The organism is Gillisia sp. Hel_I_29, from assembly GCF_000744275.1.
Lineage (GTDB): Bacteria > Bacteroidota > Bacteroidia > Flavobacteriales > Flavobacteriaceae > Gillisia.
In genome coordinates this window covers 637,068-655,200 of record NZ_JQLP01000001.1, presented here as the reverse complement: position 1 = coordinate 655,200, position 18,133 = coordinate 637,068, and the positions used below count along the sequence as shown (strand labels likewise).

Genomic DNA, 18,133 nt, shown 5'->3' with positions numbered 1-18,133 from the left:
TAATTAATTCAAACTAAAGGTGATTTTTTTCAAGTCTTTGGAATTTCCTCCTATCATTACATCAAAATCTCCTACTTCAGATTCCCATTTCTTGTTAGCAGTGTAATATTGTAGCATCTTTTCTGTAATAGTAAAAGAAACATTTTTAGTTTCCCCCGGTTGTAGAGAGATCATTTCAAACCCTTTTAACTCCTTAACAGGTCTAGTTGTTGTTCCCACAAGATCGTGAAGATAAAGTTGTACCACTTCCTTACCTGCTACTTTCCCTATATTAGTTACAGGAATAGTTACAGTAAGAGTCTCTTCGGCATTCATAGCCTCAGAAGATATTGCTATATCTCCATATTTAAAAGTGGTATAGCTTAACCCAAAACCAAATGGATATAAAGCATCTTTAGCAACATCTGTATAATGAGAATAAGTTACATGTTCTGCATTTGAAGGTCTCCCTGTATTCTTTTGATTGTAATACAACGGCTCCTGCCCTACAGATCTTGGAAAAGATACCGGCAATTTACCTGAAGGGTTATACGTTCCGAAAAGAACATCTGCAATAGCATTCCCACTTTCTGTCCCTAAGAACCAAGCCTCAACAATAGATGGAACATTCTCTGCAGACCACGTAATTTCTAATGGGCGACCATTTAGAAGTACTAAAGCGATATTTTTGTTTACCTTAAAAACCTCTTCCAGTAATTCTTGCTGAAGACCGGCCAATTTGATACTAGCCTGACTTCTACCTTCTCCACTTTGAAAAGCATCTTCACCTAGAACCATAACCACCATTTCAGACTTCTTAGCCATTTCTATAGCTTTGCTAAAACCAGATCGATCTGTTTTATTGATCTCTAAAGGCATTAAAAAACTGCGTTCACCAACACCCAATGTAGTTCCCTGGGCGTAATTGATCTTAACGTTTTTACCCGCTGCACTTTTTATACCTTCTAATACTGATACTGCAGAATTGGCTTCTCCTTGAGCTCTCCAATTTCCAATAGGACTGTCCTTATCATCTGCTAAAGGCCCAATTACAGCAATAGATCTTACTGAAGATTTTATAGGAAGCAAAGAAGACTCATTTTTAAGAAGTACTATAGACTTTTTAGCGGCATCTCGAGCCACTGCCTCATGCTCTTTATAAGAAATATTCTTAGCCACATTAGGGTCTGAATATCTATATGGATCTTCAAATAACCCCATCATAAATTTTACACGAAGCACTCTTTTTACAGCATCGTTTATGTTGGCAATATCTACTTTACCTTCATTTACCAAAGCTACAAGACTAGTTTCATAAGCTCCGCCTTCCATATCCATATCACTTCCGGCGTTAATAGCTATTTCTGCAGCTTGTTTTTTATCTTTTGCTACCCCGTGGTTTATCATCTCTGGAATAGAACCCCAATCTGAAACCATAAATCCGTCCCAGTTCCAAGCACCTTTTAAGATGTCTCTTTGTAGGGTTTTGTTTCCGGTAGAAGGAATTCCATCAATTTCATTAAAAGAATTCATAAAAGTTGCTACTCCGGCATCTGCAGCATCCTTAAATGGCGGTAAGACAACGTTATGAAGTACGTTTTCTCCAATATTAACAGTGTTATAATCTCTACCTGCTTCTGCCAATCCGTAACCGGCAAAATGTTTTGCTGTAGCCGCAATGGTTAATTGATCAGCAAGATCATCTCCTTGATATCCCTTAACTTTTGCAATAGCAACCTGACCTGTTAGGTAGGTATCTTCTCCCGAGCTTTCCATAATTCTACCCCATCTTGCATCTCGGGATATATCAATCATAGGGGAAAAGGTCCAGTTTATTCCATTTGCTACAGATTCTATAGCAGAAATTCTTGCTGTTTTCTCCATGGCTTCAAGATCCCAACTCGCTGTTTCCCCAAGAGGCACAGGAAAAATGGTTTTATATCCATGAATTACATCATATCCAAATATCAATGGAATTTTCATTCTAGAATTTTCCATTATCATTTTTTGGGCTTCTCTGGTAGCATCTACAGATAGCACATTCAGCATAGATCCTACAAGACCTTTTTTAAGATTGCTCTCTTTTTGTTTACCATCAAGTTCTGAAGCGGGTCCGGTAAGATCCCAACTTCCGTTATATTGAACCAGCTGACCTACTTTTTCTTCTAAGGTCATCATTGCAAGAACAGAATCTACTTTGGTTTCTACATTCTTAACGGAACTTTGGATTTTAGAATTTTGAGCAAATAATGAAATTCCACCGCATAAAAGACATAGGGTAAGTAAGCTAAAGTTTCTCATTTGTATAAAATAAAATCCCGAGGGAAACCTAAATTTCCCCGAGATTGTTGGCTAAAAAAATTGTAATTACTTATAAATTCTAACGTAATCTATCTCCATAGAAGATTCTTGGAAAGCAGGATCTATTGCTCCTCCAAGGCTACCACCCATAGCTACATTTAGCAAAAGATAGAAATCGTCCTGAAATGGCGTAGAAGTATCATTATCAAATTCTAGATGCGGAACTCCGTCTAAAAGGAAAGTGATCTTATCTGCTGTCCACTCTACTTCATAGATATGAAATTCTGAAGTAGCATCATTAACTCCTGTAACATCTCCTACAATAGCATTACCTCCCGAATTACCAGGCAGGTGCAGTGCAGATGAAACTCTACCAGGGGTATTCCCAACATATTCCATTATATCCATTTCTCCAACTCCAGGCCATGATTGCTCTGGAAAGTCTGCGCCAAGCATCCAAATTGCAGGCCATGTTCCACCTCCAGAAGTAAGTTTTGCGCGTACAGAAACTCTACCATAAGTGAATTCTTGTTTATTATTTGTAGTGATTCTCGCTGAAGTAAAGTTAAATCCACTTGTAGATTCTCTTTTAGCAGTGATTATAAGATTACCATCTGCAACTTTTACATTTTCTTCAGAATCTGTATAATATTGAGCTTCTCCATTTCCCCAACCATTGTCACCATTTCCTATATCATAGTTCCAATTGTTAGTATCTAATGCATCTCCATCGAACTCATCAGACCAGGATAAATCCTGAAATTGAGATTCAAATTCTTCTTCTTCAGGAGCATCACCAAGAGTAGTAGTAAATTTTAAATACCAAGCTAATCCAGGATCGTTACCCATAATAGCTCTCACATATAAGGTAGTTTCTGTAATAGATAAAATCTCGTAAGAACTTGCACCTATGTAATAACTCATAAATCCACCGTCTGCTATATTAATAACAGTACCACTAGTTTGATCTGCTGGAAGACCAGAAGTTGAAGGGGATAATGAAACATTTTTAGTTCCTGAACCATCAAATGCTAAACAAGCATCATCTCCGCCAGAACCACCAAAATCTGCAGCATAAGAAGCGTTAAAGAAAGTAGCTCCATTGTTATTATAATCGTAAACTAGATCCTCTCCATTTAAACTAAAAGTTAACTCATCTGTATAGAAACAAGAAGTGCTTTCTCCCGCTTTGTCAAATGGCGGTGCAGCGTAATAGATTGGTGATGCAAACCCATCTCCTGAAGATGGACCAACTCCTAAATGTCCAGGCTGTGATGCTGCCACATACCAGGTTTTAGAATCTCCCCCAGATAATAATTGTGCCGTTTCAGGATCACTAAAGTCACTAAAAACAGTAACAGTTGTCATTTTATTTGAAGGAACTCCTCCGGCTCCTGTTGCTATAACTTGAACTGTATAATCATTAACACCGTTCTTATTGAAGCTATGTGAGGCTGTTCCGCTTGGAGAAACTAATGTAAACCCATCTCCAAACACGTATTTATACGTCATTGCATCGTCTGCAGAAGCGGTGAAATTAACTGTTCCACTACCATCACCATATGGCATATCTGCAGATTGCCCTACAACCTCAAAATCTATTACTAGATTAGAAGGTACGGTAACTTTTCCTAATTTATAATCGTCATCCTGACAGCTTACCGTCAAACCGATCGCAAAAAGAAAAAATAATATATTCTTAAACTTTTTCATCTTTATATTTTTAGTTACTTCCAAAAGTGATGTTGTCAAAATAAACTACATTATCTGCATCTCTATCTTGAAAATCAGGGAAGATAATTATTTGGGTGATCACTCCTGTAACACCAGCACCAATACTTCCTGAGAGATCAAAGGTTAGTTCTTCCCATTCATTTATCTTAGTATTTGGAACCAAGATCTCTAGTTGAGCTTCTCCATTTGCTTCAGAAAATTTAAGACCTACATTACTAATAGTAGTTTTGTAAACCATCACCTTTACGATCTTATTAGAAGCATCAAATTTAAAATCTCCTAGATCTGCATTTCTTTTAGACTCTACACCCGCATAAGGCTGGCCATCTTTCAAGGCGGTAAATTTAGCCACTTTTGAAGATGTATTAATTCCGGTCTTACTTGGATTATCTACGATCTCTAATGCAGGATTTCCTGCATTTTCAAATACGTTCCAAGTGAAATTTGCACCGTAACCACCAGCTTCAAAATTAATTGGGCTGTAAGGAGCTGTACCACTAGGAGTTTCTCCTCCGTTATCTGTTCCACCTCCTGTTGTAGTTCCAGATTTAGAAAAATATAGATTGTCTATAAAAAAGGTACCTCCAACTTCTGGCTGAACGTCAAATTTAAATTGGAAAATATCGTTTAGGCTAAGGTTCTGATCTGTGAAGTCTTTTAAAGATATCTCTAAACTATTCCACTTATTTGGTGCTACATTTAAAGCAACTTTTTGTTCTCCAGAAGCTTTACTGATCAAGTAAAAATCTATAGAAGTATAATCTCCAGACCATACATCTATATGAACTTTATCAAAACCTGTTACATCTATTTCTTCACCAAGGTCTATCCCTTGGTAGTTAACATCACTATATTTAATAGCAGCGTTTCCTCCCGGAGTTACCATTTCATATTGTGTAGACTGTCCCCAGTCTGGATAATAATTAACAGCTGAAGGATCTCCATAAGCGTCACTAAAAATAGATCTTACATTAGCAGATGCTGCAGAAGGTGTTGGAGCGGCTGTTGTTGGTTCTTTAGAAGTTTCACCTCCGTCTGTTCCACCATTTCCATTTCCATTCAACTCAATATCATCTATATAAAAATCTCCAGCAGTTGTTCCTGCAAAGTCTAAGAAGATAGAGAAAGAGTCATATTTTCCTGTTGGAACAAAAGGTGCTCCGTTCTCACCATCTCCATTTACAAAACTCTTTCTAGCATTAGTTGCAAAGTCAAAAGTTAGCTCTTCCCAACCAGTTCCACCATGATTTACTTCCACTTCATTAGCTCTTTCTCCATTAACACCAGCCTCTAATTTAAATAATACAGGATAAGCGGTCATAGAATAAACTTTCATAGTAATAGTTTTACTTGCACTAGAAAAGTCCATAGCTTCATCAAGCTGCACTGTAAGAGCTTCGTATTGCTCTCCATTATTGGTTACTTTACCAACTTTAGTATCGCTATTATTAATTCCAGATTGATTTGGGTTGGTTACAACTTCAAAAGTAGTACCAGTAGTTGCAGCTGCATATGCTAAATCTCCATCAAAATTCAAAGGTAATTTCAAAGGATCTCCATTATCTACAGCAGCTTTCATAATATCATCTATGTAGAAAGTACCATCCATTGTTCCTCCACCATCAACAAATAATGTTAGGATAGAATATTGTCCTGTAGGAACAAATGCTTCACCTACACCTTGATTCCCATCTATATAACTTTTTGTAGCACTAGTTGCAAAATTGAATGTCATTACTTCCCATCCTGTTCCACCATGTGTTGCTACTACTTCATTTTGGCGCTCATCATTAACACCACCTTCAAACTTCATTAATACAGAGACTTCTTTCTGAGACCAGAATTTTATTGTAATTGTCTTATCATCTCCACTAAAATCTACCGGTGTTCCCAATTCGAAAGATCCACCTTCATATGCTACACCACTGTTTGTAATAGCGCCAACTTTAGTTTCAGCTGTATTTGCTCCAGAAAGATCTGGATTAGTAACCACTTCAAACGATGCTCCATCAAATGTTACAAATTCATAGTTAACAGTTGCATCATCAAAAGTTATAGGGAATTTCATTGCATTAGAAGCACCAGTAATTGAGATTTCTTCTGTGTATTCTAAGGTAGCTGCTCCGGCACCTCTAGCAACAACTCTTACGGTATAATCTCCTACTTCTGCATAGATATGAGTTGCAGTTTCTCCATTCATAATAGTTGTAGGCTCTTCATCTTCCATATCTCCAAAGTAAACATCGTACACGGTAGCATTGGTTGCGGTAGGTGTAACCATCACTTCATAAGGATTGGTTCCTGAGATTGCAACATCTACGTTAAGATTTTCTGGAGCATCCATAGAGATTGTCACCACTCTTACCAATTCACTTTTTAAACCGGTAAGACCAATAGCAACAATTCTTAAATTAAATTCTCCTTCTGCATACGTATGAGTTGCTGTTTCACCCGGATTAAGGATGGTAGGAGTTTCGTCAGTTTCATCTCCAAAATAAACCTCAAATTGCGTAGCACCGTTTGCCGTTGGCATAACAGTAACTAAACCTTTTTCGTCTTGAGAGATATCAAATTTCGCATTTACGTCTGTAGGTGCAGATAAGTCATCTAACGCGTAGGATACTTCCTCGTCATCACAGGATACCGTTACAATACTTACTAAAAATAATACTAATAGGTGTTTAATATATTTCATTTTTACTTTGTTTATAATTATTAATATCCTGGATTTTGCTCCCAGTTACCTTGTGAAAATTCTATTTCTTCTAATGGAATCGGGAATATTTCGTTCTTCCCGGAAGTAAATCCATTTATAGCTTGCGCCGCTTTTCCAGTTCTTACAAGATCAAAGAATCTATGACCTTCTCCTACCAATTCTTTTCTTCTTTCAGAATAGATAATATCTGTAAGGCTGCTTCCTGTTACAGTTACTGGTTCTAGATTTGCTCTTTCTCTAACTTCATTTAAGTACATACTAGCTTTTCCATCATCTATACCACCACGATTTAAAGCTTCTGCAGCCATTAATAATACATCTGCATATCTAATAGATCTGTAATTGTTTGGCTGAGTTAAGTTTGCATCTCCAGCATTATCATTCTCGCGTGGAAGATATTTCCTGTTATAGAATCCTGTATGCTTGTAGCCTTCAGCAAATGTTGCTCCTGTTTCTGCAGCCCAAGCATCAATATCTAATATGGAAAGATCTTTTCTAATATCTGCATCTGAGAAAATATCATAAGCTTCTTGAGTAGGTAGATTGAAACTATAGCCTGGCTCAAATAAAGGACCGGCATAATTTCTAATCCCTTGAAAACCTACTGCTACGTTACCTTCACTACACTGAAGACACTCAAAACCTGCTCCCTCTTCTCCTGTATATTGAACTTCAAAAACAGATTCTTCATTATTCTCACCAGCCTGCTCAAAAAGGGTATTAAAATTTGATAATGAATAAGGACCATTATCTATAACCTGAGTTAAAGCGCTTGCTGCTGGCGCAAATTTTTCTTGATATAAGTAAGCTTTTCCTAGTAAAGCTAAAGCAGCTCCTTTAGTAGCTCTACCAACTTGTGGAGCATTATAATCTAAATTGTCTACAGCAAATTGAAGGTCAGACTCTATTTGAGCGTATACTTCTGATACTGGAGATCTAGGGATGCTTTTTTCATCTCCTAAAACAAATCGAGTATCTCCCTTAAGAGGAAGAGGGCCAAACCATTTTACCAGTTCAAAAGTGAAGTAAGCTCTTAAAAATCTTGCTTCTGCAATTATCTTAGATTTACCTTCAAACTCGGTCTTGTCTTTAAATTCTAGAATGTAATTTGCGCGTTGTACTCCCGCAAAGTTCCAATCCCAAACATCATCCAAATTATCATTTACCGGAGTATGAGACATTGCATCTACTTGTTGAAACCCTATAACATCTGTAGCGCTTTCTCCACCACTTACCGTATTATCTGAGGCGATCTCACCTAGAAGAACGTTTACATAAGTAGATTGCAGGATATCATAAACCCCAATCAACGCATTGTAATAATCTTCTTCTGAGTTGAAATAATTTTCAGAACTAATATTATATTCTTGCGTATCCTTTAAATACTCTTCGCTACATCCATAACCCAATGAGAGTAAGAGTAACAATAGAATAGCTTTAAATTTTGAACTATTTATCTTCATTATGCGATGTTTTTAAAAGTTAAGATTTAATCCGGCAATAAAAATTCTTGGCACCGGATAGAATCCGTAATCTATACCTCCTCCAATAGCTTCACCTGTAGATGCAGCAGGATCAAAACCTTTATATTTTGTAAAGGTATATAGGTTGTTTACTGAAGCATATATTCTTAATCTGTTGATACCAACATTGGAAAGCATTTCTCCAGGTAAAGAATATCCTAATTGTACATTTTGAATTCTAGCATACGAAGCATCCTCTACATAGAATTCTGAAAATGCAATGTTTGAAGTGGCTCCTGTAGTTAATCTAGGAACATCATTACTAGTACCAGCACCTGTCCATCTGTCTAGATATAAGGCGTGTCTATTCACATTAGGTTGATTTCTTGCATAGTTTCTTATCATATCATTCCCTAGAGAAGCATAGGTATATGCAGTAAAATCAAAATTCTTATAGTTTAAGTTGATATTAAGCCCCATGGTAGCCGTAGGAATTGGATCTCCAATTTCGGTACGATCATCTGTATTGATAACTCCATCTCCATTAATATCTACGTATCTTAGATCTCCCGGCGCTGCTGCAGCTCCTAACGCTACCTGCGAAGGTGCATTATCTACATCTGCCTGAGTTTGGAAGATTCCATTTGTTTTATATCCATAGAAATATCCAATTGGAAAACCTTCCTGGAATCTAGCTGGTTGCGGCTGTCCTACTCCAAAATTACCACCGGCAATAAATTCAGTTCCATTAACCTCTGTAACTTCGTTCTTTAAAAATGTGGTGTTATAACTTACGCTGTAGCTAAAGTCATCTCCAATAATATCTGAATATTTAAAAGAAAATTCTACACCTTCGTTTCTGGTAGTACCTGCATTAATTGTAGGCGCTCCGGCTCCCGGCGCTCCACCTCCAAATATTCCTGAAACTGGTATTCCCTGAACAAGTAGATCATTTCTATCTTCTCTAAAGATATCTGCAGTAATATCTAATTTGCTTTTAAACATTCTTAGATCTACACCAAAGTTGGTCTTTTCTGCTTCTTCCCATCCAGCACCCGGATTTGCTAATCTTCCTAGTGCGGTTCCATTAACTAGATTTCCATCTAATACATAAGTAGCCTCTCCATTAAGTAAGGATCTGTAAAATTCTGCACCTCCAGCTTCATCATTTCCTAGAATTCCGTAACTAGCTCTAAACTTTAAGAAACTTACTGTATTTGAATTCTTTAAAAAATCTTCTTCAGATAATATCCATCCTGCAGTTGCCGATGGGAAGTATCCAACTCTATTCTCTTCACTAAATCTAGTGGAAGCATCTCTTCTTAGCATTCCAGAAACAAGATATTTACCTTCAAAATCATATTGAAGCCTTCCAAAGAATGATAATTTTCTAATATCATATTTATATGCAGAGTTATTTAAACCATCGTTAGTACCGGTGGTTAAGCTAATATCTGCAAACTCATAAGAGTTGTTTGGAACATCATACCCTGTTGCATAAAGACCGTCACCCCATTCGCGAATAACCGTCATACCACCAGTTAAAGTAACATGGTGCATATCATTGAAAGTTTTATCATACGTACCAAAAAGGTCATATGTATAACTGTTATCATTAATTCTATTTTGGTTTACAGAACTTCTTACATTATTAAAAACTTTACTTGGCCCGTAGAAATCTATTATAGGGTTAAAGGTTTTAGATTTACTATTTGCTAAAGTGTATCCAATTCTAGAAGTAAATACCAATTCTTCTAATGGCTTATAGTCTAAACTAAAAGAACCATTAAACTTATTTAAGTTATAATCATTAAACGTATTCTCTATTTGAGATAATGGATTAATGATCTCATTCCCAAAGATCCCATTAGTATCTTGTTGATCTATTGCGAAAGTTGGAGCGTAGTTTAGTGCATTAAATAAGACAGATCCTAAACCATTCTCATTAATAGATCTTCTATCAATACTTGTATAGATAGAATTACCAGTAAATTTAAATTGATCGCTAATATCAATACCTACATTGAATCTTGCTGTACTTCTTCTGAAATCAGATTTAGCAGCTCCAATAATACCTTCTTGATAAAGATGAGAACCACCTACAGAGTAAGTCACTTTTTCTGATCCTCCAGATAATGTTAAGTTATGATTGATAATTGGAGAGGTATCAAACACTTCGTCTTGGAAATCTGTTCCTGTACCCAGTCCACTTACATCTGGAAAAGGCAATGCTTGTCCATTATTTGCATAGCTTTCATTTATTAGCACTGCATATTCTGTAGCATTTAATACAGGAATTTTTCTCGAGGTCTGTTGCATCCCAATATATGTATCATATTGTATAGTAGGTGCTGTATCTTTCTTCCCTCCTTTGGTAGTGATCAATACCACCCCGTTTGCTCCGGCAATACCATAAATTGCAGCTTGCGCATCTTTTAGAATAGAAATAGATTCTACATCATTTGGATTTAAGGTTTCTAAACTGCCTTGATACCCATCTATTAATACAAGTGGACCATTCTCACTATTAGAGGCAACACCTCTAATGTTAATGTTGATTCCTGCTCCAGGAGCTCCAGAAGATGGAGTAACATTTACCCCAGCTGCAGTTCCTTGTAAAGCTTGCTCTAATTTAATAGGATTTAATTCGTCTATAGTTTTTGCCGAAACAACAGAAACCGCTCCCGTAATATCCTTTCTCTTTTGTGTACCATAACCAATAACTACTACTTCGGCTAAAGCTTCAGAGTCTGATTGCAAGGTTACATCTAAAGATTTTTGATTTGTTATGGTGATCTCTTTAGAAATAAAACCCACATACGTAAATTGTAACACATCTCCAGATGATATGTTATCGATAGAATAATTACCATCAAAATCTGTGGTAGTTCCCCTAGTTTCATTTTTCACTAATACATTGACCCCTAATAGTGGTAAATTATTTTCATCTGTGACATTTCCCTGAACCGAAAACGATTGCGCGCACATAGAAAAAATTCCCCCAAAAAGGACAATTACTAAGCATGTAAATCTCTTCATTAGATTATTTGTTAAAATTGCACTAGCAATATATTAATAGAATGTTAAGGCACTAACAATTCCACCTTTACAAAAGGCATACATTGAAAATAAATTATGTAGTGAAACACTAAAACCCTATAAAACAAGGAGTAAAATGTACAAATGTTTAATTAATAAATGATTACATAAACATATGTACTATATCAAATTATAGGTATTGTAGAGGTAATGTAGAGTTATTTTAGACTTTAGTAAAGGTCTAAATGGCTAGAATGTATTCCACTAAGTTCGTTTCTCGCGGTAAATCCATTTTTTTACGCAAACGATATCGTTTAATTTCCACACTTTTTACTGAAATATTGAGAAGTGGAGCGATCTCTTTCGAAGATAGATTTAATCTTAAATACGCGCATAATTTTAGATCATTAGAAGTGAGGTCTGGATGAAAGAATTTCATCTTCTTAAAAAAATCTTTATCTGCATTATTGAAAGCTTCTTTAAAATAATTCCAATTGTCTGCCTCACTGATATCCTTATCAATTGTCTTTATCACAGATCTTACCTTGGAAGAGTCTGATTCTTTTAATTGATCTTTTATGCTATTTAAGAATTCATTCTTCTTGATAAGACTCATAGTAGAAACAGCTAATTCTTTATTCTTACTTGCCATCTCTTTTTCAAGCTGTTCATTCTGCAGCTTAACGATCTTTTGCTCTGCCTCTAAATTCTGCATTTTCAAGGCCTTTTTGTTTTCTTCATTAATCTTTTGATGATGTTTATTATATGCACTATTCACCAAATAAATAATAAACAAAAATAGCAATACATATACAGCAAGAGCTACATAGCTTAAATACCACGGGCGAGCTATTACAAAATTATATATAGCAATTTCGGTAACGGTATCACCTATCTTTCCTCTTACTTGAAATTCATAGTGACCATGAGGTAGATTATTGAAATTAATTCGTGCAGATTTAGACCATACACTCCAGGTTGGACTCAATCCAATTAACCGATAACTATAAAGAGGAAAATTAAATTTTTTAAATTCCGGTATACTATAGTCAATATTGATATTGTTAGATTTATAATGAAATGCATCTCCTCCTTTAAGACTCACCAATTCTGAATTATTATTTAGAGTGGACTTAATTATTCTATCTATTTGCACTTCATAAAGTTCTGCAGAAATTGCAGATTCATTAAAAGTAAGGTATCCATTTGCCGTCCCTAGCAGATATGTGTCTTGATTAAATCTTGTAATATTTTCATGGCCCTTAGTTACATTTCTAAGATCGTTAGGAAGGTAGATAGCTTTATAGTTATACTTAGAATTGAGAGGAGATAAACTTACATAGAAAACAGAATTATCAGAAAATCCCCAGATCTTATCGCTTCCCTCATTAACTATATTCCCTGAAATTCTATTTACCTTTTTTAGAACTTCTGCCAATCTATTATCCTTCGAGAATTCATCTGAAGTAGGCATATACTGGAAAATATCTTTGGTAGTGGCATAATACAATCTATCATTGAACTTAAAAATGCTAGAAGTTATACCCGATGTACCTTCAAATCTATAATTTTTAGAGTCGGTAATATCACGTAGGTCTTCAGAAATTGAAATTCTAAACACTCCTTTATGCTCATTCCCGATCCAAATACTCCCATCATCTTCTGGGACAATGAATTTGGATGAATGAGGAAAATTTTTGAGCATTGGAATATCTTCAAATCCATTTTCATTCTTTTTAATAAAACTGATACCGTTATAATGTCCCTGAATAAAAACGTTAGAAAAACCCTTCAACTTCTTTACTGTCCAGGTACCAGACCTATCAGAAACAAGAGACGCAATATTTTCGTTTACTGCATACGTACCATTATTATGTCCACAAAATAAGGTGCTATCTACAATTTGTAAGCTCCAAACCTGTCCATTTGTTTCAGGAATTAGCTTAAATTCTTCTTCATTAATGCGTTTACAATACAAACCCTGATTTGTTCCTAGATACAAATAATCATTATAGACATACGAGGTATATACAGAGCCAATCTTCCCATTTTTATCTTGAAATAGGCCAAATGGGGAATTAAGATTAATAATACTTAAACCATTATCTAAGCCCGCCCAGATATTCTTTTCATTATCCAGAAACAAACTTAAGACCGTATTATTTAGCAAACCATTGGTTTGATTAAAGTGACTTAGTATTTCTCCATTCTTATCTATATGATATATCCCATTCTCTACAGTTCCTATTACCATAGTATCATCTAAAAGATCTATAGCTGAATAGATACTTACCCCTTGAATCTTAACTGTGAGATTTTGTTGAGACGGTATTAAATCATTTCCATCCCAATTATAAAATCCTCCGGCACGACCAATAAGCTGTAATTTATTCTCACTCCAAAATAGTTGCATTAATTCTGTTCCTTCCAACACCTCACCAGAAATTAGCAATTGTGGTGTTCCATTCTTAATTGTAAAAAGTCCCAGGTCTGCACGTTGAAAATAGATTTGATCATTTACCTTAAAAAGGTTGGTAATTGGCTGCTCTCCCTTAGTATCTATTCTACTCACATTATCCGAAACAGGATCATAAAGATACAGGCCTTCAAAACTCTGAAATATCACCATTTCTCCTAAATTTTCTATATGCCAAAACTGCTCACCATCATGTAAAGGCTTAGGAAATTTACTATTTAAGCTGGTATAATTTAAAGTTCCAAATTCATTCTTCACCCAATACCCTGCTTCCATATAAGCTCCGGTAAAAATCTTTTCTCCTACCGCTTTTACAGACCTTATAATAGTATTATTTGGAACCGGGTATAAGTTCCATTGCTCACCATTGTATTCCAAAAGTCCGGTGCCATTGGCTACATACAAATTCTTGTTCGTCCCCTGAGAGATCATCCAATTTTGATTCCCAGCATTGTATTGATTAGGATCAAAATTAATTACTGGCGGCAGCTCCTGAGAATAGCCAAGAGTAATACCAAGAAGAAAGAATAAATTTATAAGAAATTTCAATAGTAGAATTTTGAGCTAATTTAATTTTATTTCCGGAAACAGCTTTAAAACATCATTTTCATAATACAAAATTTAATGCATAAACCTATAAATATCAATTTTCTAGAATAGATTCCATTTACAAAATGTTATAGTTGGTTAAAATTTGTAAAAAAATAATTTATTTTTTGAAACTTGAACCCCTCTATGAAAATTTAAGCATTATCACACTTACACAAATCTCTATGGATAAAACATTTACCCCAATAATCTGCAAAATAGCATCAATTAAGAAATTACTTTTTATCTTAATCATATTACTTGTAAATTCAACTTTCGCTCAGGTTGTAAGATCTTCAGAAAATAAGGAGATTTCTAGAGCTTTCTATATCACTGCTAACACAGGTGTAGATGATTCTGATATATCTCAACAGATACTTAAGCAAATAACAATTGCTTCGCAAAAGGATGATGCTGCTACTGCCCTCATAGTTGGAAACTTAACCAGAGAGCATGGATATCAAAAGAATCATGAAAAAAGGAAAGAAGAGGAAGAATATCTTCAAAAGAACTTACTACAACCTTTAAAAGATTTTAATGGGGAAATCATCTTTACTCCTGGTGAGAATGAATGGAATAAGAAAGGTCACAAAGCTTTAGATGATCTAGAGTCCTTTTTACAGGATAACAGTAAAGCCAAATTCTGGCCAAATGATGGATGCGCACTAGAAAGTGAGAATATCAATGATGATATTGCCATGATCATGATAGATTCTCAATGGTTTCTGGAAGACTGGGATAATTACCCATATATCAATAACAAATGTGATCTTAAAACACGCGAACAATTCTTCATTGAATTTAGAGATGAATTAAAAGACGGACAGGGAAAAACGATTATAGTTGCTATACATGATCCTATTCTTACCAACACTAAATTCGGGTTGATCAATAAGATTGGAGGATTTTCATCGCAAACATTCCATAACGAGCAACAAAGAGAATTGCATGATAGACTGGAAGCAATAGCTAGAGAGTTTGAAGATGTGATCTTTGTGTCTGGAAAGGATAGAAACTTGCAATATCTAGATCATCATGAAGTTCCACAAATTATTAGTGGTGCAGCTACTTCAACTCAAAAAGCTAAGATCCATAAAGAAGGACATTTCGCATCAGATAAAAATGGGTATGCTAAGCTTACTATCTATAAAGATGGTAGCTCTGTGGTAGATTTTTACGCTGTATCTGGCAATACTTCAGAATTAATATTCACAAAGAATATAAAAAGACAAAGAACTACCTTAGATGAAGTGAGCTATAGACCAAGAACAGAATATGGTAAAACAAAAGCAGCTTCTGTCTATACAGACGAAGAAACAGATAAAACAGGTTTCTATAAATGGGTTTGGGGAGATCATTACAGAGAAATTTACAGTAAAAAAATAGAGGCCCCAGTCTTATTTTTGGAAGATCTACCAAACAATATGAGACCAATTTCCGAAGGTGGAGGGCATCAATCCCGATCTTTACGCTTGATCAATGATAATGAAAATGAATATACGCTAAGAGCTTTAAAAAAGAGCGCCGTAAGATTTATTCAAAGCAGCATTAAAGACCATTACGTAGGAGATTATCTTCAAAATACAGTAGCAGAAAGAATTGTAGAAGATTATTATACTACTTCTCACCCTTATGCTCCTTTTGCGGTAAATGATCTTTCTAAAGATCTTAATATTCTACACGCTAACCCGGAGATCTATTATGTGCCTAAACAAAAAGGTCTTGGGATATTTAATGATGAATATGGAGATGAACTTTACATGTTGGAAGAACATGTGGGAGACGAAAATAAAGAATTTGAGATCTTTGGTAATGCAGATGATATTCTAAGCACTACAGATCTATTAGAAGAATTACAAGAATCCAAAGACGCTTACGTAAACGAGGATGCTTATATAAAAGCCAGACTTTTTGATATGCTCATTGGAGACTGGGATAGACATTTTGATCAATGGAGATGGGCAGAATTTGAGCAGGAAGACGGAAGAAAGATGTATCAGCCAATACCTAGAGATAGAGATCAGGCATTTTCAAAATATGACGGACCTATAATTCCACTTATTAAATTGGGAGTACCAATTTTTAGAGCAATGCAAACTTTTGAGAAACCACTTAAAAGTGTAAAATGGTTCAACTTTGCAGCTTATACTTTAGATAATGCACTTATCACTACTTCAGACTGGAAAGATTGGGAAGATCAGGTAACTTACATTCAACAGAATCTTACAGATGCCCAAATAGATGAAGCATTTAATAATCTTCCGGAAGATGTGAAGGATGATAGCATTGAAAAAATTAAAATGCTTCTTAAACAAAGAAGAGATAATTTAAAAGAGGTTGCACAGGAATATTTTGATCATTTAAATAAGTTTGATGTGCTTATTGGTACAGAAGAAGATGATAAATTTCTTATTACTCGAGAGAAAGATGGTATAACCTCTATTTCTATTTCAAATAAAGATAAAGTGGTATTTAAAAATAGCTATAATGCTAATGATACCAAGGAAATCTGGATCTATGGATTGGATGGTGATGATGAATTTAAAATTGTTGGAGATGGAAATAACCCTATAAAACTTAAAGTTTTAGGAGGTGAAGAGCATGATATCTACGATTTTGAAAATACTAGGAATGCTAAAGTCTATGATTATAAGAGTAAAGATAATACCATCAAAAATCCTGGAACTCACAAATGGCTTACAGATTCTTATGAAGTAAATAACTACGATTATACCAATAGAAAATATTCCCAGAATAAGATCTTCCCAAATCTAAGCTTCAGCACAGACGCTGGACTTAAAGCCGGATTATCTGATACCTACACCACATACGGTCTTGCAAAAAACCCATTTACCACACAACATAAAGTGGCATTAAACTATTATTTTGCTACTCAAGGTTGGGAATTTCAGTACAATGGAGAATTTGCACATATCTTTTATAACTGGAACTTAGGAATTGAAGCACTTTATACCAGTCCTAATTTTACCATGAACTATTTTGGTAAAGGAAATGGAACTAGTTATGATGAAAACGATGTGTCTTTAGATTATAATCGTGTTAATATTGAACAATGGAGATTTGCACCATCTTTAATTTGGAAGAACAATAGAGGTAGTAGGTTTATGATTACTCCTATGATTGAGGGTATGGAAGTTTCTAATAATGACGATAGATTTATTACTCAGGATTTTCCTGCGCCAAATGATATTTATGAAGAACAGATCTATGCCGGTGGAGAGGTAAGTTACCAATACCTAAATAAAGCTAATAACCCTGCTTTCCCTAATGCCGGAATGCAGTTTGACATTACTACCGGATACAAAAAGAATATTGATGGTAATGATAATCATTTTGCATATATAAAACCGGCAGTTTCTATAGACTACCCTATACACCCCAGTGGTGTAGCAGTGCTAGCAACTAAGATTGGAAGTGAATTTGTTCTTGGAGACAATTATGAATTCTATCACGCAGCTACTTTAGGGGGTAATAATAGCTTAAGAGCTTACAGAAATGAAAGATTTAATGGGAGATCTGCAATCTATCAAAGTACAGATCTACGAGTAGGTTTTGCCAAATTTAAAACCAACTTCATTCCAATTAGGCTGGGAGCAACCTTAGGTTATGATTATGGTAGAATTTGGGATGATATAGACAATTCTGATAAATGGCACCAAAGTTATGGAGGGTCTATTTTTGTAAATGGATTTAGTGCCTTTACAGGAAATGTAGGATATTATACCAGTGAAGAAGGAAGCAGAGTAATTTTTACATTCGGATTTAAATTCTAAGAATAGCAATTGATTAGAATCTGTCTGAATTCACTACAAAAAT

Annotated in this window: 7 protein-coding genes; 1 reads left to right on the top strand and 6 read right to left on the bottom strand. The window is 35.2% G+C overall.

What is annotated here, in order from left to right; genetic code table 11:
• Positions 1–3: 3 nt before the first annotated feature.
• The 6 genes from bglX to P163_RS02975 all read right to left on the bottom strand — a co-directional run bounded on the left by bglX (position 4) and on the right by P163_RS02975 (position 14,257).
• The gene (gene bglX, locus P163_RS03000) at positions 4–2,280 is read right to left on the bottom strand and encodes a beta-glucosidase BglX (protein ID WP_034887461.1); all 2,277 of its coding nucleotides are present in this window, start codon (positions 2,278–2,280) and stop codon (positions 4–6) included.
• Between the two features lie 66 nt (positions 2,281–2,346).
• Positions 2,347–3,993, bottom strand: coding sequence for a family 16 glycosylhydrolase (locus tag P163_RS02995; protein ID WP_034887772.1), 1,647 nt, complete (start codon positions 3,991–3,993; stop codon positions 2,347–2,349).
• A 10-nt stretch (positions 3,994–4,003) separates the two neighbouring features.
• A complete protein-coding gene (locus P163_RS17710) occupies positions 4,004–6,709 on the bottom strand; it encodes a PKD domain-containing protein (protein WP_051931055.1) in 2,706 nt (901 codons plus the stop codon).
• 20 nt (positions 6,710–6,729) lie between these two features.
• Positions 6,730–8,193: a RagB/SusD family nutrient uptake outer membrane protein gene (locus P163_RS02985; protein ID WP_034887459.1), complete on the bottom strand. Its 1,464-nt coding sequence runs from the start codon at positions 8,191–8,193 to the stop codon at positions 6,730–6,732.
• Between the two features lie 12 nt (positions 8,194–8,205).
• Positions 8,206–11,232 carry a SusC/RagA family TonB-linked outer membrane protein gene (locus tag P163_RS02980; protein ID WP_034887457.1) on the bottom strand — a complete coding sequence of 1,009 codons (3,027 nt, stop codon included), beginning with the start codon at positions 11,230–11,232 and terminating at the stop codon, positions 8,206–8,208.
• Between the two features lie 241 nt (positions 11,233–11,473).
• Complete coding sequence (locus P163_RS02975; protein ID WP_034887454.1) at positions 11,474–14,257, bottom strand: triple tyrosine motif-containing protein; 2,784 nt, start codon at positions 14,255–14,257, stop codon at positions 11,474–11,476.
• 224 nt (positions 14,258–14,481) lie between these two features.
• On the opposite strand from P163_RS02975, the gene P163_RS02970 reads away from it, so the two are divergent.
• Complete coding sequence (locus P163_RS02970) at positions 14,482–18,090, top strand: metallophosphatase (RefSeq protein WP_034887770.1); 3,609 nt, start codon at positions 14,482–14,484, stop codon at positions 18,088–18,090.
• Positions 18,091–18,133 lie beyond the last annotated feature (43 nt).